Origin of the sequence: Candidatus Pantoea persica, assembly GCF_013753875.1 — a bacterium.
In the GTDB taxonomy this organism is placed as follows: domain Bacteria; phylum Pseudomonadota; class Gammaproteobacteria; order Enterobacterales; family Enterobacteriaceae; genus Pantoea; species Pantoea persica.
Genome location: NZ_SMDS01000010.1, coordinates 88,900 through 106,126, shown reverse-complemented (window position 1 = coordinate 106,126; position 17,227 = coordinate 88,900). Strand labels below are relative to the sequence as shown.

The 17,227-nt window shown below is 58.9% G+C and carries 18 protein-coding genes and 5 pseudogenes; 9 read left to right on the top strand and 14 right to left on the bottom strand.

Going from position 1 to position 17,227, the window contains the following annotated elements; translation table 11 throughout:
* Window positions 1-147: 147 nt before the first annotated feature.
* From EIO60_RS02565 to pth, 8 genes and pseudogenes are all read right to left on the bottom strand, one after another.
* Window positions 148-291 carry a hypothetical protein gene (locus EIO60_RS02565; protein ID WP_309484673.1) on the bottom strand — a complete coding sequence of 48 codons (144 nt, stop codon included), beginning with the start codon at window positions 289-291 and terminating at the stop codon, window positions 148-150.
* An 80-nt stretch (window positions 292-371) separates the two neighbouring features.
* A pseudogene (dcuR, locus tag EIO60_RS02560) lies at window positions 372-1,036 on the bottom strand (two-component system response regulator DcuR).
* Between the two features lie 107 nt (window positions 1,037-1,143).
* Window positions 1,144-1,434, bottom strand: a complete 291-nt coding sequence (locus EIO60_RS17220; RefSeq protein WP_508278737.1) for a hypothetical protein — start codon at window positions 1,432-1,434, stop codon at window positions 1,144-1,146.
* Between the two features lie 28 nt (window positions 1,435-1,462).
* Complete coding sequence (locus tag EIO60_RS17215; protein ID WP_508278741.1) at window positions 1,463-1,684, bottom strand: hypothetical protein; 222 nt, start codon at window positions 1,682-1,684, stop codon at window positions 1,463-1,465.
* A 30-nt stretch (window positions 1,685-1,714) separates the two neighbouring features.
* Window positions 1,715-1,963, bottom strand: coding sequence for a hypothetical protein (locus EIO60_RS17210; RefSeq protein WP_508278732.1), 249 nt, complete (start codon window positions 1,961-1,963; stop codon window positions 1,715-1,717).
* Window positions 1,964-2,010: 47 nt separating this feature from the next.
* Window positions 2,011-2,331, bottom strand: coding sequence for a hypothetical protein (locus EIO60_RS17205; RefSeq protein WP_508278731.1), 321 nt, complete (start codon window positions 2,329-2,331; stop codon window positions 2,011-2,013).
* A gap of 184 nt (window positions 2,332-2,515) precedes the next feature.
* Window positions 2,516-3,607 (bottom strand): redox-regulated ATPase YchF, encoded by a 1,092-nt coding sequence (gene ychF, locus EIO60_RS02550; RefSeq protein WP_258575834.1) that lies wholly within the window; start codon window positions 3,605-3,607, stop codon window positions 2,516-2,518.
* Between the two features lie 103 nt (window positions 3,608-3,710).
* Complete coding sequence (gene pth / locus EIO60_RS02545; RefSeq protein WP_258575833.1) at window positions 3,711-4,298, bottom strand: aminoacyl-tRNA hydrolase; 588 nt, start codon at window positions 4,296-4,298, stop codon at window positions 3,711-3,713.
* Between the two features lie 265 nt (window positions 4,299-4,563).
* On the opposite strand from pth, the pseudogene ychH reads away from it, so the two are divergent.
* A pseudogene (ychH, locus tag EIO60_RS02540) lies at window positions 4,564-4,844 on the top strand (stress-induced protein YchH).
* Here the strand turns inward: ychH and EIO60_RS02535 are convergent.
* From EIO60_RS02535 to lolB, 4 genes and pseudogenes are all read right to left on the bottom strand, one after another.
* Window positions 4,841-5,847, bottom strand: a pseudogene (locus EIO60_RS02535) (GGDEF domain-containing protein). The pseudogenes ychH and EIO60_RS02535 sit on opposite strands and share 4 nt — an antisense overlap.
* Window positions 5,848-6,046: 199 nt before the next feature.
* Window positions 6,047-6,994, bottom strand: coding sequence for a ribose-phosphate diphosphokinase (gene prs, locus EIO60_RS02530; protein ID WP_258575832.1), 948 nt, complete (start codon window positions 6,992-6,994; stop codon window positions 6,047-6,049).
* Between the two features lie 137 nt (window positions 6,995-7,131).
* Window positions 7,132-7,989: a 4-(cytidine 5'-diphospho)-2-C-methyl-D-erythritol kinase gene (gene ispE, locus EIO60_RS02525; protein ID WP_258575831.1), complete on the bottom strand. Its 858-nt coding sequence runs from the start codon at window positions 7,987-7,989 to the stop codon at window positions 7,132-7,134.
* Window positions 7,986-8,609 (bottom strand): lipoprotein insertase outer membrane protein LolB, encoded by a 624-nt coding sequence (gene lolB, locus EIO60_RS02520; protein ID WP_258576045.1) that lies wholly within the window; start codon window positions 8,607-8,609, stop codon window positions 7,986-7,988. The genes ispE and lolB overlap by 4 nt, the downstream gene beginning before the upstream one ends.
* A gap of 226 nt (window positions 8,610-8,835) precedes the next feature.
* Here lolB and hemA point away from each other — a divergent pair, with 226 nt between their 5' ends.
* The 6 genes from hemA to kdsA are packed head-to-tail and all read left to right on the top strand — an operon-like array spanning window position 8,836 to window position 14,149.
* Complete coding sequence (hemA, locus tag EIO60_RS02515; protein WP_258575830.1) at window positions 8,836-10,092, top strand: glutamyl-tRNA reductase; 1,257 nt, start codon at window positions 8,836-8,838, stop codon at window positions 10,090-10,092.
* A gap of 43 nt (window positions 10,093-10,135) precedes the next feature.
* Window positions 10,136-11,218, top strand: a complete 1,083-nt coding sequence (gene prfA, locus EIO60_RS02510; protein WP_258575829.1) for a peptide chain release factor 1 — start codon at window positions 10,136-10,138, stop codon at window positions 11,216-11,218.
* Window positions 11,218-12,051 (top strand): peptide chain release factor N(5)-glutamine methyltransferase, encoded by an 834-nt coding sequence (gene prmC, locus EIO60_RS02505; RefSeq protein ID WP_258575828.1) that lies wholly within the window; start codon window positions 11,218-11,220, stop codon window positions 12,049-12,051. The genes prfA and prmC overlap by 1 nt, the downstream gene beginning before the upstream one ends.
* Window positions 12,051-12,461, top strand: a complete 411-nt coding sequence (locus EIO60_RS02500; RefSeq protein WP_258576044.1) for a SirB2 family protein — start codon at window positions 12,051-12,053, stop codon at window positions 12,459-12,461. Before prmC ends, EIO60_RS02500 begins: the two co-directional genes overlap by 1 nt.
* Window positions 12,458-13,267: an invasion regulator SirB1 gene (gene sirB1, locus EIO60_RS02495; protein ID WP_258575827.1), complete on the top strand. Its 810-nt coding sequence runs from the start codon at window positions 12,458-12,460 to the stop codon at window positions 13,265-13,267. The genes EIO60_RS02500 and sirB1 overlap by 4 nt, the downstream gene beginning before the upstream one ends.
* Before the next feature lie 27 nt (window positions 13,268-13,294).
* Window positions 13,295-14,149: a 3-deoxy-8-phosphooctulonate synthase gene (gene kdsA / locus EIO60_RS02490; RefSeq protein WP_258575826.1), complete on the top strand. Its 855-nt coding sequence runs from the start codon at window positions 13,295-13,297 to the stop codon at window positions 14,147-14,149.
* A 155-nt stretch (window positions 14,150-14,304) separates the two neighbouring features.
* Here kdsA and EIO60_RS02485 read toward each other — a convergent pair.
* A pseudogene (locus EIO60_RS02485) lies at window positions 14,305-15,152 on the bottom strand (D-hexose-6-phosphate mutarotase).
* Between the two features lie 75 nt (window positions 15,153-15,227).
* Window positions 15,228-16,226, bottom strand: coding sequence for a glyceraldehyde-3-phosphate dehydrogenase (gene gapA, locus EIO60_RS02480; RefSeq protein WP_258576043.1), 999 nt, complete (start codon window positions 16,224-16,226; stop codon window positions 15,228-15,230).
* Window positions 16,227-16,575: 349 nt separating this feature from the next.
* Between gapA and msrB the strand changes: the two are divergent.
* Window positions 16,576-16,939, top strand: a pseudogene (gene msrB / locus EIO60_RS02475) (peptide-methionine (R)-S-oxide reductase).
* Window positions 16,923-17,204 carry a YeaC family protein gene (locus EIO60_RS02470; RefSeq protein WP_258575825.1) on the top strand — a complete coding sequence of 94 codons (282 nt, stop codon included), beginning with the start codon at window positions 16,923-16,925 and terminating at the stop codon, window positions 17,202-17,204. The pseudogene msrB and the gene EIO60_RS02470 overlap by 17 nt, the downstream one beginning before the upstream one ends.
* Window positions 17,205-17,227: the final 23 nt, after the last annotated feature.

The following is a 17,227-nucleotide window of genomic DNA, read 5'->3' as shown; positions in this document are numbered from 1 at the left end:
ACTTAATCTGGCGTTATCGGCTCGCGCGAGTCGAGGCGAACCGCCGCAAAGATTGTTGGTTTTTATTTCGTCAGCCGCGCGGGGCGCGGCCGACGTAAGCAGAAGGGAAAAGATTTTACACTTTATTAACCTGTCTCGTCGCTTGGTTTAGAACATCATTACCATCCACGGATAGGCGATCAGCACCACCACGGCAGAGACCTGCGGATCGTAGCCCTGCAGCAGCATGCCGCCCTCTTTGCCCAGCCAGGCGATAAAGCCGACGCGCGCCAGGCCATCCGCCAGCGCCACTAGGGTGGCGAACCGCTACCGGCTGGTTACTGGCAGTACTGTCTGAGCAGCGAGTGATATTCCGGCTGCAGGCGGTAGCGTTAAACCGAACGACCGGTGGCGCCGTAGTGGATGCTGGTGAAGAGGATATTGATCTGCGCCAGCCAGATCAGGTACTTGCGGCAGGAGACGCGCGAGATATTGACCTCCGCCGCCAGCTCGTCGGTGGAGAACTCGCTGCCAGGATGGGCGTCGATCCACTGGCAGAGGGTGCGCAGCGTCTGCGGCGTCAGCCCTTTCGGCAGCCGTTTACTCTCCTGGCTGGCGGGAGGGTTGCCGTGGATCAGCTGACCTACCTCAGCCTGCTGATAGTAGAGATGATTGTCCATCAGCGACTTTTCTGCCGCCAGTTGGTAAGCGCCTCTTCGAAGCGTGGAAACTGAAACGGCTTGATCAGGTAATCCACCACGCCATAGTGCAGCGAGGTTTTGATGGTGGCGGCATCGGCGGCGGATGAAATGACGATCACCTCAACGGGCTGTTTCGCCTCGCGCAGCTCCGACAGCAGATCCAGACCGTTTTCCTGCTGCAGGTAGATATCCAGCAGCACCAGAACCACCGGCTGCTCGCCGTCGAGGATTATCTCTTTCGCCTGCTGCAGCGTCGAGGCGGTGCCGACGCAGTGAAAGCCCGTCACCTGTCCCACATAGACGCGATTCAGCTCGGCCACCATTGCGTCGTCATCAACCACTAACACATTGATCATGCAGTTTTATTGCCTCCATCCCAGAGAAGTTGTACAAAAAATTGGGTGAACACGCCGGGTTCCGACTCCCACGATGACGCTGCCGCCGAGGCTTTCCGTTTGCTGCTTCAGCAGATAGAGCCCGACGCCGCGATCTTCCCCTTTGGTGGAGAAGCCTTCTGCTGCTCGTTGCCGATATCGGGGAAAAAGCTGGCGTCGCTCAGCGTCAGGCGATGGCCGCTGTCCGAGGCGCGATTGATTTTACTCAGCAGGAAACCGGCGATCACCGGCGATTTGATCTTGTCGAGCAGTGAACCGATTTCGGTCTGATAATTGTTCGCCGTCTTCAGGATATAGGCTTCGACCTGCGCATAGTTTTTCATGTGCAACAGGCCAAGAATGACGTGCAGCTTGTTCATAAATTTATGCGAGCGCTCTCGTAGCGCATCAACGTAGTTTACCCATGCCGCTCAGGCGCTGCAGCAGTTGCGCAATCTCGGTTTTGTCCCTGAAGGTGCAGACCGCGCCGATCAGCCGCTGCTGGCTGTAGACCGGCACCGTATTGCTCAGCAGCACGTGGCCGTTGATGTTGAACTCTTCGTCGCGGTACGCGCGGCCGGTGCGCAGCGTTTCCCGCAGCTGGGCGTGAATAATGCTGGCGTCGTCCATGCAGTTCTCCGCCTTGTTCGTCAGCAGCTTCTACGCCGCCTCGTTGAACAGCGACACCTCCGCGTGGGCGTCAACGGCGACCACGCTCTCTTTGACCGACTGCAGGATCGCCTGGCGCTGCTCAAACAGCAAGGAGATTTCACGCGGCTTTAGGCCGAACAGAATGCGCTTCAGGGTCTTGACCAGCGCCAGCGCGCCAATCAAAATCGTCCAGATGATGCTCCAGCGGCTCTGGTTGATCTGCACGCTTACCGCCTCCGCCAGCGAGCCGCGATTCACCGAGACATTATCTTTGCCCTGCAGGGCGGGCAGGATTTCGTCGCCGATTAAAGTGGTGGCCGATCAGCGCCGGATTGAGGTGGGAGTAGCGAGCCCTGCATATTGGTGACCACCACGAACAGCAGGTTGTTGTGCTGCTGCGCCGCGCGGGCTATGGGCTGGATAATGTTCGCGTCCGCCAGCGTGCGCGCCACCGCTATCGCCTTGTCTTCCAGCTGGTTCTGCGTGGCGTTGCCGATTTGAAAGAAGTAGAGCAGGTGCACGCTGAGCAGCACAAAGGTGACTACCGCGCCGATCATCAGCGTCACGCGGGTGCTCAGCTTCATATGTTTTTGGCGGCTCAGGTTGCCTTGCAGGGTATCGCGCATCGTCGGGCCTTTACAGAAACAGGGTGGGGTATTATCCTTTTGCAAAGGTTTTTAGCAAAAAGGCCTGAGGGGGGCTCAGGCCGGATAGCGCGATGACAGGCGCGACACGGTAAAAAAACACGCCGAGGCGTGGATTTAACCGGTTTGCCGCACGGCACAATAGGCCTTGAGCGAGCCGCTGGAATTAGACGTTAAACAGGAAGTTCATCACGTCGCCATCTTTGACGATATACTCTTTGCCTTCTGAACGCATCTTGCCCGCCTCTTTCGCGCCCTGTTCGCCTTTATAGGCGACAAAGTCATCAAACGCGATGGTCTGGGCGCGGATGAAGCCCTTCTCGAAGTCGGTGTGGATTTTACCCGCCGCCTGCGGCGCGGTGGCACCAAAAGGAATGGTCCAGGCGCGCACTTCTTTTACGCCAGCGGTGAAGTAGGTCTGCAGATTCAGCAGCGCATAGCCGGCGCGGATCACGCGGTTCAGGCCCGGCTCTTCCAGGCCCAGCTCGGCCATAAACTCGTCGCGCTCTTCGTCGTCCAGCTCGGCGATATCCGATTCCACTGCCGCGCAGACCGGCACCATCACAGAGCCTTCTGCTTCGGCAATGGCGCGCACCTGGTTGAGGTCGGGGTTGTTCTCGAAGCCATCTTCGTTGACGTTAGCGATATACATGGTCGGCTTCAGCGTCAGGAAGCTCAGGTAGCGGATCGCCGCCTTTTCGTCGGCATCCAGCTTCAGGGCGCGCAGCATGCCGGCGTTTTCCAGATGCGGCAGGCACTTCTCCAGCGTGGCCAGCTCAACTTTGGCGTCTTTGTCGCCGCCTTTGGCTTTCTTCTGCACGCGCTGGATGGCGCGTTCGCAGGTCTCTAGGTCGGAGAGGGCCAGCTCGGTGTTGATCACGTCGATATCTTCCGCCGGGTTTACTTTGCCCGCGACGTGAATGATGTTTTCGTTCTTGAAGCAGCGCACCACGTGGCCAATCGCTTCGGTCTCGCGGATGTTGGTCAGGAACTGGTTGCCCAGACCTTCGCCTTTCGACGCGCCTTTCACCAGGCCCGCGATATCAACGAACTCCATGGTGGTCGGCACCAGACGCTGCGGCTTGACGATCTCCGCTAGCTGATCAAGACGCGGATCCGGCATCGGCACCACGCCGGTGTTGGGCTCAATGGTGCAGAAGGGGAAGTTAGCCGCTTCTATGCCCGCTTTAGTCAGCGAGTTGAACAGGGTGGACTTACCGACGTTCGGCAGGCCCACGATACCGCATTTGAATCCCATGGTGATTACCCTTCTAACTTGAAGTGCAACGACTGGCGACAGGCATTGCCGGAAACGTAAAAAAGTTGGCACATTATACACGGAAATGGCGCGAGCAGGGTGTTTAGCTCGCCTTGAACGCGTGCAGCCGGTTCATCGCCTTCAGGCGATCCTCTTTCAGCCACAGTTCGGTGCAGCGCGCCGCCTCATCGATGGCGTTGTCAATCAGCTTCTGCTCGCTGGCAGGCGGTTTGCCGAGTACGAAACCTGTAACCTTGTTGCGGTCGCCCGGATGACCGATGCCGATGCGCAAACGGTGAAAATTGTTGTTGTTGCCCAGCTTGCTGATGGTGTCTTTCAGGCCGTTATGGCCGCCGTGGCCGCCGCCCTGTTTGAATTTCGCCACGCCAGGCGGCAGATCCATCTCATCATGCGCCAGCAGAATCTCTTCCGGCGTAATGCGAAAGAAGGTCGCCATCGCCGCGACCGCCTTGCCGCTCAAGTTCATAAAGGTGGTCGGCACCAGCAGCCGCACATTTTCTCCCGCCAGGCTGATGCGCGCGGTGTAGCCGAAAAACTTCGTCTCTTCCTTAAGTGACTGATTATGGCGCTCCGCCAGTAAATCGAGATACCAAGCGCCTGCGTTGTGGCGCGTGGCGGTGTACTCCGCGCCCGGATTCGCCAGGCCCACAATCAGTTTAATGCTGCTCACGATGATTGTCCTGCTCAGATAGGAAAAGGCGTTAGTGTACTGCGCGGCGGAGAAGAGAACAAACGGCGCTGGGCGGAATAAGTTACGTCACGTGATTAATGATTTTATTAACCAAATCAACCGGATGGCGGTAAAGTTGTGTCAGTCTTCGTTGCAGTTGTGTGATCCTGGGCGCAAAAATCATCGCCGGGTCATTGCCTAAACTTATAACAAGTTAACATTATGTGCGGTGGGTTTGGCTTGTTCATATGGATGGAGGTGACTTATGAAACATCAACGATGTCGACACGCGGGCAATGCGCTGATGATCGCCGGAATGATAGTTATGTTGGCCGGCATCGGCTTTTCCGTGGTAAACCAGCTTCCCAGCGTTCAGCTGCCTGCACTGCTGGCGTAGGGCGCTATTCTGGGCATCTTTATCGGCGCGCTGTTATGGCTGGTGGGCGCTCGCGTCAGCGGACGGGAGAAAATCGAAGACCGCTACTACTTGGGCACCGTCACTATGACAAACGCTGCCAGCGAACCTCGCATCATTCGCAGCACTAAGCTGTCGACGCCAGCGTCAAAAACTGTTCGGTGCGGTTGCGACCGCTGGCCTTGGTGCAATAGAGCGCTTCGTCAGCCAGCTCCAGCAGCGCTTCCACATAGCGGCGAACTCTTCTCCGCCTAACCGTGCGAACAGCCCGTGAGGCGGCAACCACGACCGTGCAAAAATCCTGCAATACCCGGTCGCCTTGCAGATAACTAAAGCGGTCATTGATGCTCTTGAAGTGGTCTAAATCAAACAGCACCGCCGTCCAGGGCTGCAGCTGCCGTAGGCAGCGCGCCACCAGCTTGTCCGCCTAGCTGAACAGGGCGCATCGGTTCCAGGCGCTAGTGAGCGGGGATCGTGCAGCGACGCCTGCTGATGCACTATCTGTGTGCGCTCGTTGACCATCGCCATAATGGTAAACGTCAGGCCGATAACGAATAGAATCGACTCCAGAATAACCCAGACCGAAAACAGTGAGCCGCCAATGGCGCCGCGCTGCGGCGTGGCGACGGTGTCGTCGAGACAGATGCGCCCGATATGAAAAATCAGATGCAGCAGCAGCTGAGCGGGCCAGAAGGTGACCGGCAGCGCGGCGCGCGCTTGCCACAGCAGCTAGATCAGCGCAGTGGTGTAGATGGCGCACAGTATGCAGATCGCCAGCACGCGCTGCGGCATCGAGGCGTAAAAGTCAGGAAAGCAGCAGAGCAGCGCCCAGATGGCCGGGCCGGGCAGCCAGCCTAAGCCCACCGGGTGCTGGCAAAAGGTGCGAAAGGCGCACAGCAGCGCGCCGTAGGCCAGCATCATCAGGGTATTTCCCACCGCGATGGGCAGAAACACCAGCCCGCTGCTGCGCAGGCTGCTGAGGAACAACGCGGCCAGCGTCGCCACCAGCCCCAGCGAGGTAAAGTCCAACACCCGGTCATAGCGGGCGCCGATCCAGGCGAACAGCATCACAATGCTCAGAATCCCGAGCACGCAAAGCTCGCAGACGAACAGGGTATAAATGTCGAGGGACATAGTGGTCGGATCTCTGATGCCTGAGGATGGGCTGCAAAATAGCACTAAATGTGCCCTAGCTAAAGCCTTGTCGGCAGCCTGAATCAAAAAAGCGGCGGCAGGAAATCGGGCCTGAAATAAGCAAGCGTCAGGAAAAGCGCAGAGAGAAAAGCGGGCTGGCTGGCGGAAGCAGGGCGCAGCGCCCCGTCTCTCTGAGGGATCAGTGCTCGAACATCGCCGAGATAGACTCTTCGTTGCTGATGCGGCGAATCGCTTCAGCCAGCATGCCGGAAAGCGTCAGGGTGCGCACGTTCGGCAGCGACTTCATCTCTTCCGACAGCGGGATGGTGTCGCAGATGATGACCTGATCGATAACCGACTTGCGCAGGTTTTCCACCGCGTTGCCGGAGAAGATCGGGTGGGTCGCGTAAGCAAAGACGCGCTTCGCGCCGCGTTCTTTCAGCGCTTCCGCCGCTTTGCACAGCGTGCCGCCGGTGTCGATCATATCGTCAATCAGCACGCAGTCGCGGCCTGCTACGTCGCCGATGATATGCATGACCTGAGAAACGTTGGCGCGCGGACGACGTTTATCGATGATAGCCATATCGGTATCGTTGAGCAGTTTGGCGATGGCGCGGGCGCGCACAACGCCGCCGATGTCCGGAGAAACCACGATCGGGTTTTCCAGACCAATTTGCAGCATATCTTCCAGCAGGATCGGACTGCCGAAAACGTTATCAACCGGGACGTCAAAGAAGCCCTGGATTTGCTCGGCGTGCAGGTCAACCGTCAGAACGCGGTCAACACCCACGCTGGAGAGGAAATCCGCGACCACTTTAGCGGTGATCGGCACGCGCGCAGAACGCACGCGGCGGTCCTGGCGGGCATACCCAAAGTAGGGGATAACCGCAGTAATACGACCAGCAGAAGCTCGACGCAGCGCGTCGACCATCACAACCAGTTCCATCAGATTATCGTTGGTGGGAGCACAGGTGGACTGGATGATGAAAATATCACCACCGCGTACATTTTCATTGATTTGTACACTCACTTCGCCATCGCTGAAACGGCCCACTGCGGCTTCTCCGAGGCTGGTGTAAAGGCGGTTGGCAATATGTTGTGCTAGTTCCGGGGTGGCGTTACCAGCAAAAAGCTTCATATCAGGCACGAGAAGAACCTCAGGCTTTGCGTCCAGAGAATGAACGGCGTGACGGTAACCGGCACATACCGGCACACATGTTCATACGGGTGTGTTAATGCGAAATGCGCAGCGTCTGGAACGGGGCGACGCTGTCACACAGTCGCTTACAGCCCGGAAAGAGTGCGATGCAGAGGCGAGACGTTAACGGCTCGCGCGACGAATCCGCAGACCCATTTCGGGGCAAGTTCCAGCACCTGACTAGCGGCTGACTCGGTGTCAAATTCGGCAAACACGCAAGCGCCAGTGCCAGTCAGGCGCGACGGCGCATATTCTAGCAGCCAGGAAACAAGCGCATCAACCTCGCGAAAACGTTTTCTTACCACTGCTTCACAATCATTGTGGTAGGGCGTCGATAAAAGCGCCGCTAATGAGCGCACCGGCGTATCACGCGTCAGCTGCGGATCGTTAAACACCAGGAGCGTGGGAATGCTGACGCCGGGATGCGCCACCAGATACCACTTCTCCGCCGGATCGGCGGGCTGCAGCTGCTCGCCGACCCCCTGCGCAAAGGCGGAGAAACCTCTGACAAACACCGGTACGTCGGCGCCGAGCTGAACCCCCAGTTCAGCCAGCGCGTCGGTGGTGAGGCCAGCGCGCCACAGGTGGTTCAGCGCCACCAGCACCGTGGCGGCGTTGGAGGAGCCGCCACCGAGGCCGCCGCCCATTGGCAGCCGTTTTTCAATGGCGATCTGCGCGCCCGCGTCGGCAGGCAGGGCTCCCTGCGCATGCGCCGCCTGGCGCAGCAGCCGCGCGGCGCGCACGATCAGGTTGTCGTCATGGACGACCCCCTCGACCGGCGTGGTCAGGGTGACGCGGCCGCTGCCGTCCGGCGTGATATGCAGTGTATCGCCGTAGTCGAGAAACTGAAACAGGGTCTGCAGATTGTGGTAGCCGTCTGCGCGACGGCCGGTGATATAGAGAAACAGGTTAAGCTTTGCCGGCGCGGGCCAGGAGGTGATCATTGAGCGGTCCAGCTATCCATACGCAGCTTGATGCGCTGATCGCCTTCGCGCAGCTCCAGGTTCGCCGGCAGCGGTGGAGTCACCTTGCTGTCGTAGTCCTGAATACTGACCTGCCACTGCTGGCCGTTGCGGCTGTAGTTCAGGCTCTTCAGCTGATAATTGCTGTTGAGCTGATAGTCGCTGGCGTCGCCAGGCAGGCCCATCATCCACTGGCGCAGGTTGGCGAGCGGGATATCCATGCCGGTCAGCTGGGCGATCATCTTCTCGGCGTTGTTGCTGACGTAACGCTTGCCTTTGTTGTCCACCAGCTGCACGGTCTGGCCCTGCGCGTCGAGCTGCAGCTCGGTGCTGCCCAGCGGGTTGGTCAGCAGCAGGCGATAGCGATCCGGGGCGGTCTGCTGCCAGTTAAAGCGCGCATAGACCTTCTGCTTGACGGAAAGGTTGGCGAAGGCGCCGCGTGTCTGATAGTGCGTGACCTTCGCCACGGCCTGCTGGTGCTGCTGCCACTGCGGCGCAGTGGTGCTCGGCCCGGGGCCTTGCGGTTGATTAACTGCACAGGCAGCCAGCAGGAAGCTCGCCAGCGGCAAAAGGCGCAACAAAGTGCGGGGTGCAAAAGTCATCACGTGGTCATCTCCTCAAACACGTTTATACTTCGTAATGGGTAACGCTAACCATCCGCTTTGAAACCGTCAATGCTGACAACAGGAAAATTGCGCACGATCAGTGTAATCTTATTACAGTCATAGCCTTTGTATCTTTGTATGGCTTTTTATGATCTGCCGCATCTTGTAGAATGCGCCTCACAAAACCCTGACATTATTGGGACAAACCCAATCTCTAATCGCCATGACGCTGCTTGCTCTCGGAATTAACCATAAAACTGCACCTGTTGCCCTGCGTGAACGCGTTGCGTTCGGGCCGGACGTGCTGGAACAGGCGCTTGACCTCCTGCTCTCCCAGCCGATGGTGCAGAGCGGCGTCGTTCTCTCCACCTGCAACCGCACCGAACTCTACCTCAGCGTAGAGCAGCAGGCGGACCTGCAGGAGCGCCTAGTGCGCTGGCTGTGTGATTATCACCACCTCAACGAAGAGGACGTGCGTCAAAGTCTTTACTGGCATCAGGACAACGCGGCGGTCAGCCACCTTATGCGCGTAGCCAGCGGCCTCGATTCGCTGGTGCTAGGCGAACCGCAGATACTCGGCCAGGTAAAAAAGGCCTTTGCCGACTCGCAGCGCGGCCATGCGCTGAGCAGCGAGCTGGAGCGCATGTTCCAGAAAACCTTCTCGGTGGCCAAACGGGTGCGCACCGAAACCGAAATCGGCGCCAGCGCGGTCTCGGTAGCCTTTGCCGCCTGTACGCTGGCGCGCCAGATCTTTGAATCCCTTTCGACCGTCAACGTGCTGCTGGTGGGCGCGGGCGAAACCATCGAGCTGGTGACGCGTCATCTGCGCGAGCACAAGGTGCAGAAGCTGATCGTCGCCAACCGCACGCGCGAGCGCGCCGAGCGACTGGCGGAAGAGGTCGACGCCGAGGTGATTGGCTTGGCCGATATCGACGCGCGCCTCGCCGAAGCGGATATCGTGATCTCTTCTACCGCCAGCCCGCTGCCGATTATCGGCAAAGGCATGATGGAGCGCGCGCTAAAGGCGCGCCGCAACAAGCCGGTGCTGCTGGTGGATATCGCCGTGCCGCGAGACGTCGAGCCGGAAGTAGGCAAGCTGCCCAACGCCTATCTCTACAGCGTGGACGATCTGCAGGCGATTATCGACCAAAATATGGCGCAGCGCAAAGCCGCCGCCGTGCAGGCTGAAAGCATCGTGGTGCAGGAAAGCGGCGAATTTATGTCCTGGCTGCGCGCCCAGAGCGCGGTCGAGACCATTCGCGAATACCGTTCGCAGGCGGAAAGCGTGCGTGCCGATCTCGAATCGCGTGCGCTGGCCGCGCTGCAGCAGGGCGCCAATCCGCAGAAAGTGCTGCAGGAGTTGGCCCATAAGCTGACCAACCGTTTAATTCACGCACCAACCAAATCTCTGCAGCAGGCCGCCCGCGACGGCGACACTGAACGCCTGCAATTGCTTCGCGACAGCCTCGGTCTCGAGTAGACTGCGGGGCTGTTGCCCTCTGTGACGAGAATCCCATCACGACATGAAAACCTCTATTGTTGCCAGACTGGAAGCGCTGCAGGAGCGCCACGAAGAAGTGGAAGCGATGCTCGGCGACGCTAGCGTTGTTGCCGATCAGGACCGTTTCCGCGCGCTCTCGCGCGAATATGCCCAGTTAACCGACGTGACCCAATGTTTCCGAGCGTGGCAGCAGACGCAGGAAGATATCGACACCGCACAGCTGATGCTGGACGACGCGGAGATGCGCGATATGGCGCAGGAAGAGCTGCAGCAGGCGCACGAAGCGAGCGAGCAGCTGGAGCAGCAGCTGCAGGTGCTACTGCTGTCGAAAGATCCCGACGATGAGCGCGCCTGCTTTATTGAAGTGCGCGCCGGCACCGGTGGCGACGAGGCGGCGATCTTCGCCGGCGATCTGTTCCGCATGTACAGCCGCTACGCCGAAGCCCGCCGCTGGTGCGTGGAAATCGTCAGTGCCAACGAAGGCGAGCACGGCGGTTACAAAGAGGTGATCGCGCGCGTGACGGGCGAGGGGGCCTATGGTCGCCTGAAGTTCGAATCGGGCGGACATCGCGTGCAGCGCGTGCCGGAAACCGAGTCGCAGGGCCGTATCCATACCTCCGCCTGCACCGTCGCGGTGATGCCGGAGCTGCCGGAAGCGGAACTGCCGGATATTAACCCATCCGATCTGAAAATCGATACGTTCCGCTCCTCCGGCGCGGGCGGTCAGCACGTCAACACCACCGACTCCGCCATCCGCATTACCCACCTGCCGACCGGCATCGTCGTGGAGTGCCAGGATGAGCGCTCGCAGCACAAAAACAAGGCCAAAGCGCTGGCGGTGCTGGGCGCGCGCATTCACGCCGCGGAGATGGCGAAGCGTCACGAGGCGGAAGCAAGCACGCGCCGAAACCTGCTGGGCAGCGGCGATCGTTCCGATCGTATCCGCACTTACAATTTTCCGCAGGGCCGCGTCACCGACCACCGTATCAACCTCACCATCTATCGTCTCGACGAAACCATGGAAGGCAAGCTGGACAACCTGATTGAGCCGATTGTGCAGGAGCATCAGGCCGATCAGCTGGCCGCGCTGGCTGGTCAGGAGTAATGGAGTATCAACGCTGGCTGAAACAGGCTGTCGCCCCCCTGCAGGGGGGCGACAGCCCGAAGCGCGACGCGGAGATCCTGCTGGGTTTCGTCACCGGAAAATCGCGCAGCTGGCTGGTGGCGTTCGGCGAAACCGAACTGCTGCCCGAGCAGCTGGCGCGCCTTGAGGCGCTGCTGGCGCGGCGCGTGCGCGGCGAGCCGGTAGCGCACCTGATCGGCGAGCGTGAGTTCTGGTCGCTGCCGCTGCGCGTGTCCAACGCCACCCTAATCCCGCGCCCCGATACCGAAGTGCTGGTGGAGCAGGCGCTGACGCGCATTCCCGCCGCGCCGTCGCGCATTCTCGATCTCGGCACCGGCACCGGCGCGATTGCGCTGGCGCTGGCGAGCGAACGCCCCGATTGCGAGGTGCTGGGCGTCGATCGCATCGAGGCGGCTGTGGCGCTGGCGCAAAGCAACGCTGAACGGCTGGCCATCCCCAACGCCGCGTTTGCGCTCAGCCACTGGTTCGATAACCTGCCTGCCGCGCGCTTTGACGTCGTGGTCAGCAATCCTCCCTATATCGACGCCCAGGATCGCCACCTGACGCAAGGCGACGTGCGCTTTGAGCCGCTCAGCGCGCTGGTGGCCGACAAGGCCGGGCTGATGGACCTGCACCAACTGATCGCCCAAGCGCCGCAGTGGCTGACGGCCGGCGGCTGGCTGCTGCTGGAGCATGGCTGGCAACAGGACGCGGCGGTGCGTCACCTGATGCAGCAGCAGGGATTTCTTCAGGTCGCCAGCGTCAATGACTACGGCGGCAACCCCCGTGTGACTTTTGGTCAAACCCCATTTTGATAAGGACGCATCATGGCCGCTACTATCCGCTGATTAAGCAACTGCATCTGCTGACGGTATTTATCAGCATCTCCCTGTTTATTCTGCGCTTTTACTGGCTGCGCAGCGGCTCGGCCGCGCTGAAGCGCCGCTGGGTGCGTATTACTCCTCACGTTAACTACACCGTTTTACTGCTCAGCGGCGTGCTGCTGGTGCTGATTACGCATTTTTACCCCTTCACGCCGCAAGGAAGCTGGCTGACGGAGAAGCTTTTAGGCGTTATCATCTACATCGCCTTAGGTTCCGTGGCATTGAGTCGTCGCCCGCGTACCAGCCGCACTCGCTGGATCGCTTTCCTGATTGCGCTGGTCGCGCTGATGACAGTGATTAAGCTGGCGGTGACCAAAATGCCGTTATTGGGGATAGTATGACCTCGACCGAACAATTAGATTTTAGCCAGACACCGCTGTGCGAAGCGGTGATCGGCGCGACGCTCGCGATCCGCGCCGATTTTCCTACCTCCTCCGTGCAGGCGCAGCTGGCGTCGTTGGTGGCGGAAGCGCGTCAGTACGTCAGCAGCGAACAGGACGCCGATATGCAGCTGGAGAAGCTGCTGGAACTGTTTTACCTCCAGTGGAGATTCGGCGGCGCCAGCGGCGTTTACAACCTCTCCGATGCGCTGTGGCTGGATAAAGTGCTGAAGACACGCCAGGGCGCGGCAGTGTCGCTGGGCGTCATCCTGCTGCATATCGCGCAGCAGCTCGAGATTCCGCTGATGCCGGTGATTTTCCCGACGCAGCTTATCCTGCGCGCCGACTGGTTAGACGGCGAGATGTGGCTGATCAACCCGTTCAACGGCGAGACGCTAGATACGCATACGCTGGAAGTGTGGCTGAAGGGCAATATCAGCCCGACGGCGAAACTCTACGATGACGATCTGGATGAGGCGAAGACCATCAGCGTGATGCGTAAGATGCTCGACACAATGAAGGCGGCGCTGATGGAGGAGAAGCAGATGGAGCTGGCGCTCGGCGTCAGTCAGGTGCTGCTGCAGATCGATCCTGACGATCCATATGAAATCCGCGACCGTGGTTTGATCTATGCGCAGCTGGAGTGCGAACATATTGCGCTAAACGATTTAACCTACTTCGTTGAGCAGTGTCCCGAGGATCCGGTCAGCGAAATGATCAAAGTGCAAATTCACGCAATTGAACAAAAACAGGTGACGCTGCACTAAGCGCACCCACAAAGTTAAGGAAAGGGCATGACTCAGAAAGTCGTTACTATTGGCGATATCAAGGTCGCTAACGATCTGCCATTTGTGCTGTTTGGCGGCATGAACGTTCTGGAATCGCGCGATCTCGCCATGCGTATTTGCGAGCACTACGTCAAGGTCACCGATAAGCTCGGTATCCCCTACGTGTTCAAAGCGTCGTTTGACAAGGCGAACCGCTCTTCCATCAAATCCTATCGCGGCCCCGGCCTCGAAGAGGGCATGACGATTTTCCAGGATCTGAAGCAGGCGTTCGGCGTGAAAATCATCACCGACGTGCACGAGGCCGCTCAGGCGCAGCCGGTGGCTGACGTGGTGGACGTGATCCAGCTGCCCGCCTTCCTGGCGCGCCAGACCGACCTGGTTGAGGCGATGGCGAAAACCGGCGCGGTGATCAACGTCAAGAAACCGCAGTTCGTCAGCCCGGGCCAGATGGGCAATATCGTCGATAAGTTCGCCGAGGGCGGCAACGACCAGGTGATCCTGTGCGATCGCGGCAGCAACTTCGGTTATGACAATCTGGTGGTCGACATGCTGGGCTTCAACGTGATGAAAAAGGTCACCAACAACAGTCCGGTTATCTTCGACGTGACCCATGCGCTGCAGACGCGCGATCCGTTTGGCGCCGCGTCCGGCGGCCGTCGCGCGCAGGTCGGCGAACTGGCGCGCGCCGGTATGGCGGTCGGCATTGCCGGCCTGTTTATCGAGGCGCATCCGGATCCGGACCACGCCAAGTGCGACGGCCCGTCGGCGCTGCCGCTCGACAAGCTTGAGCCGTTCCTGGTGCAGATGAAGGCGATCAACGATCTGGTCAAAAGCTTCCCGGCGCTGGATACCAGCCGCTAAGTCCCACAGGCCGCATAAAAAAGAGCGATTACTCGCTCTTTTTTTCATCTGCGCTGAGGGCAGGGCGGATGCGGCGCGTTACGTCTGCTCAGGCTGGCAATTCGTCACGGCCGCTTGCACAGCACCGCCTTAAGCCCGCTCAGACGGGTAACGTGTTACGCCCGCTTGCGCAGACGGAAGGTGGTGGCCAGTCTCGCCGGCTTTTCGCCCGCGCTTTCCATCGGGCGAGTAATGCGCGCCCTCTCGATGCAGACCATGCTCTTGTAGCCGTCGTTAGCCATATCTGCCATGCTGCAGGAGAGCTCCACGCCGGGATTCCAGGTCACCACGTCGCTGTGATGGTGATGGTAAACCTCGATGATGCGCTGACCCTGCTTATCCTGAATCGTTGCGCAGTCTTCCGGCTGGGTGAACACCCGGTCAACGCGGCCAGGATAGGTTTGTTTGCCGTCGGAGGTGAGCTCGCTGTTGTTGTCCACCTTGTCGATAAAGTGCCCGCCCAGCCCGCTCACCTCCACGCCTGCGATATCGGCCACATGGAAATAGCTGTGCAGCGCGCCGGTGGCGTGATAGTCGCCGTGCGCTTCCAGTTCGATTTCGCAGTGTTTGCCCAGGCGGAAACGGGCAAAAAGGGTGAAGTCATGTGGCCAGAGCTTTTTGGTCTGCGCGTTGCTTTCCAGCACGAACGTCAGCATAACGTTTTCGTCGTGGGCCGACAGCGTCCAGGTCTGATTGCGGGCAAAGCCGTGCGCCGGTTCGCAAGCCGGACCGAACCAGGGCCAGCAGATCGGCACGCCGCCGCGAAGGGCGACTTCTCGCTCAGCCAGATTACCGGCTTTTCTCCGCTTGGCTGCCAGGCGATAAGGTGAGCGCCCTGCAGCGTGACGGCGGCGCGAAACTGGGGATGGCTCACCACGATCACCGGCAGCTCGCCCAGCTGGCGCTGCGACAGATAAGGGGTGATCTGCTTCACTACGGGCAGGGAGAAAATTTTATCTTGCATGGCCGAATCCTTCCTGTTGCTACGATAAAAAAGGGCGACCGAAGTCGCCCTTGTTGTCTGTCGAGACATATTGGCTTATTTAGCAGCAACCAGCGCGATTAGGTCGAGAACTTTATTGGAATAACCGGTTTCGTTGTCGTACCAGGAAACCAGCTTCACGAAGTTGTCGTTCAGCGCGATACCAGCTTTGGCATCGAATACAGAGGTCAGCACTTCGCCGTTAAAATCGGTAGAAACCACGTCGTCTTCCACGTAGCCCAGTACGTCTTTCATTTCATCTTCGGCAGCCGCTTTGATCGCTTCGCAGATTTCTTTATAGGAAGCGGCTTTTTCCAGACGCACGGTCAGGTCAACCACAGAGACGTTCGGAGTCGGTACGCGGAACGCCATACCTGTCAGTTTACCGTTCAGCTCCGGCAGGACTTTGCCCACGGCTTTCGCTGCGCCAGTAGAAGACGGGATGATGTTCTGAGATGCGCCGCGGCCGCCGCGCCAGTCTTTGTGAGACGGGCCGTCAACGGTTTTCTGGGTAGCGGTGGTGGCGTGAACGGTGGTCATCAGGCCTTCAACGAAGCCGAACTTGTCGTTGATGACTTTTGCCAGTGGCGCCAGGCAGTTGGTGGTGCAGGAAGCGTTAGAAACGATGTCCTGACCCGCATATTTGTCGAAGTTTGCGCCGCGCACGAACATCGGGGTGTCATCCTTAGACGGACCGGTCAGCACGACTTTCTTCGCACCAGCAGTTATGTGTTTACGCGCAGTTTCGTCGGTCAGGAAGATGCCGGTCGCTTCAGCAACCACGTCAACGCCCACTTCGTCCCACTTCAGGTTAGCCGGGTCTTTCTCAGAGGTAACACGGATTTTTTTGCCGTTAACGATCAGCGCGCCGTCCTGTACTTCAACGGTGCCGTTGAAGCGGCCGTGCGTTGAGTCGTACTTCAGCATGTATGCCATGTAGTCGGCGTCTAACAGGTCGTTGATGCCAACGATTTCGATGTCAGAACGCTGCTGAGCAGCACGGAAAACGATACGGCCGATACGACCAAAACCGTTGACACCTACTTTGATAGTCATATATTCCACCAGCTATTTGTTAGTGAATAAAAAGATTGGCTGTAAAATTACAAAAACCTTACCAAGCGTCAAGCGGAATCGTGTCAATCGTTGCGACAGGTCAATCCGCCCGACAGGAATAATTTGTTGCGCAACCGTTCGCGCAACAACTGCGTTGAGGCGCTGCGAAAACTCGATTGCTGAATATGAATATAAAGGGATGCTGCTGGCAAAAGGTGAACGGAATCACAAATTTGTGCTGTCGCGGCAAATTCCAGCCGCTGAGCACGAAATAAAGGTCCGGCGATGTTATTCGTTTGTTAGAATACTAGTCGAAATTTTCAGAATGACACTCTCCGGAAGCACGCAAATGGCTAAACAAACCGCACCCGAAGCAAAAATTTCGCAATTGTCTGAAATGCAGCGCTATGTAACCCAGAATCGCGGCACGGAGCCGCCGTTCAGCGACGCGCTTTTGCACAACAAACAAACAGGAAGGCATCTATTACTGCCTAGTCTGCAATGCGCCGCTGTTTCTTTCCGAAACAAAATATGACTCCTGCGGCTGGCCGAGCTTCTATAAGCCGGTCAGCGACGATGCGCACCTCGGGCACGTTTTTCACGACGGCCCGCAGCCGACCGGCGAACGCTACTGTATGAACCCGGCGTCGCTGATTTTTACAGACGAACAGGGCGATCAGACGCAGGGGGTAACCGATGAAAGAGCAACTTGACGCGATGCTCGACGCCATGACGCCGGAAGTTTACGCGCGGCTGTCGGCGGCGGTCGAAACCGGCAAATGGCCGGACGGTGTGGCGCTGACGCAGGTGCAGCGCGACAACTGCATGCAGCTGGTGATGCTATATCAGGCGCGCCATAACGAGGCACCTCAGCATATGACCATCGGCAAGGGCGGGGAAATGGTGACCAAATCGAGGCGCGAGCTGAAGGAAGATTTCGGCATCGAGTCCGAGGTGACGCGCATTAACCTGCACTAAGCAACAGGCCGACGTTCCGTCGG

Excerpts from the sequence above, each read along its gene's own strand:
- EIO60_RS17220 (WP_508278737.1), bottom strand. The coding sequence starts at position 1,434 with ATGAACAAGCTGCACGTCATTCTTGGCCTGTTGCACATGAAAAACTAT.
- EIO60_RS17215 (WP_508278741.1), bottom strand. The coding sequence starts at position 1,684 with ATGGACGACGCCAGCATTATTCACGCCCAGCTGCGGGAAACGCTGCGC.
- EIO60_RS17205 (WP_508278731.1), bottom strand. The coding sequence starts at position 2,331 with ATGCGCGATACCCTGCAAGGCAACCTGAGCCGCCAAAAACATATGAAG.
- ychF (WP_258575834.1), bottom strand. The coding sequence starts at position 3,607 with ATGGGATTCAAATGCGGTATCGTGGGCCTGCCGAACGTCGGTAAGTCC.
- ispE (WP_258575831.1), bottom strand. The coding sequence starts at position 7,989 with ATGATCACCTCCTGGCCCGCGCCGGCAAAGCTTAACCTGTTTCTCTAT.
- lolB (WP_258576045.1), bottom strand. The coding sequence starts at position 8,609 with ATGACTTTTGCACCCCGCACTTTGTTGCGCCTTTTGCCGCTGGCGAGC.
- hemA (WP_258575830.1), top strand. The coding sequence starts at position 8,836 with ATGACGCTGCTTGCTCTCGGAATTAACCATAAAACTGCACCTGTTGCC.
- prfA (WP_258575829.1), top strand. The coding sequence starts at position 10,136 with ATGAAAACCTCTATTGTTGCCAGACTGGAAGCGCTGCAGGAGCGCCAC.
- prmC (WP_258575828.1), top strand. The coding sequence starts at position 11,218 with ATGGAGTATCAACGCTGGCTGAAACAGGCTGTCGCCCCCCTGCAGGGG.
- sirB1 (WP_258575827.1), top strand. The coding sequence starts at position 12,458 with ATGACCTCGACCGAACAATTAGATTTTAGCCAGACACCGCTGTGCGAA.
- kdsA (WP_258575826.1), top strand. The coding sequence starts at position 13,295 with ATGACTCAGAAAGTCGTTACTATTGGCGATATCAAGGTCGCTAACGAT.
- gapA (WP_258576043.1), bottom strand. The coding sequence starts at position 16,226 with ATGACTATCAAAGTAGGTGTCAACGGTTTTGGTCGTATCGGCCGTATC.
- EIO60_RS02470 (WP_258575825.1), top strand. The coding sequence starts at position 16,923 with ATGAAAGAGCAACTTGACGCGATGCTCGACGCCATGACGCCGGAAGTT.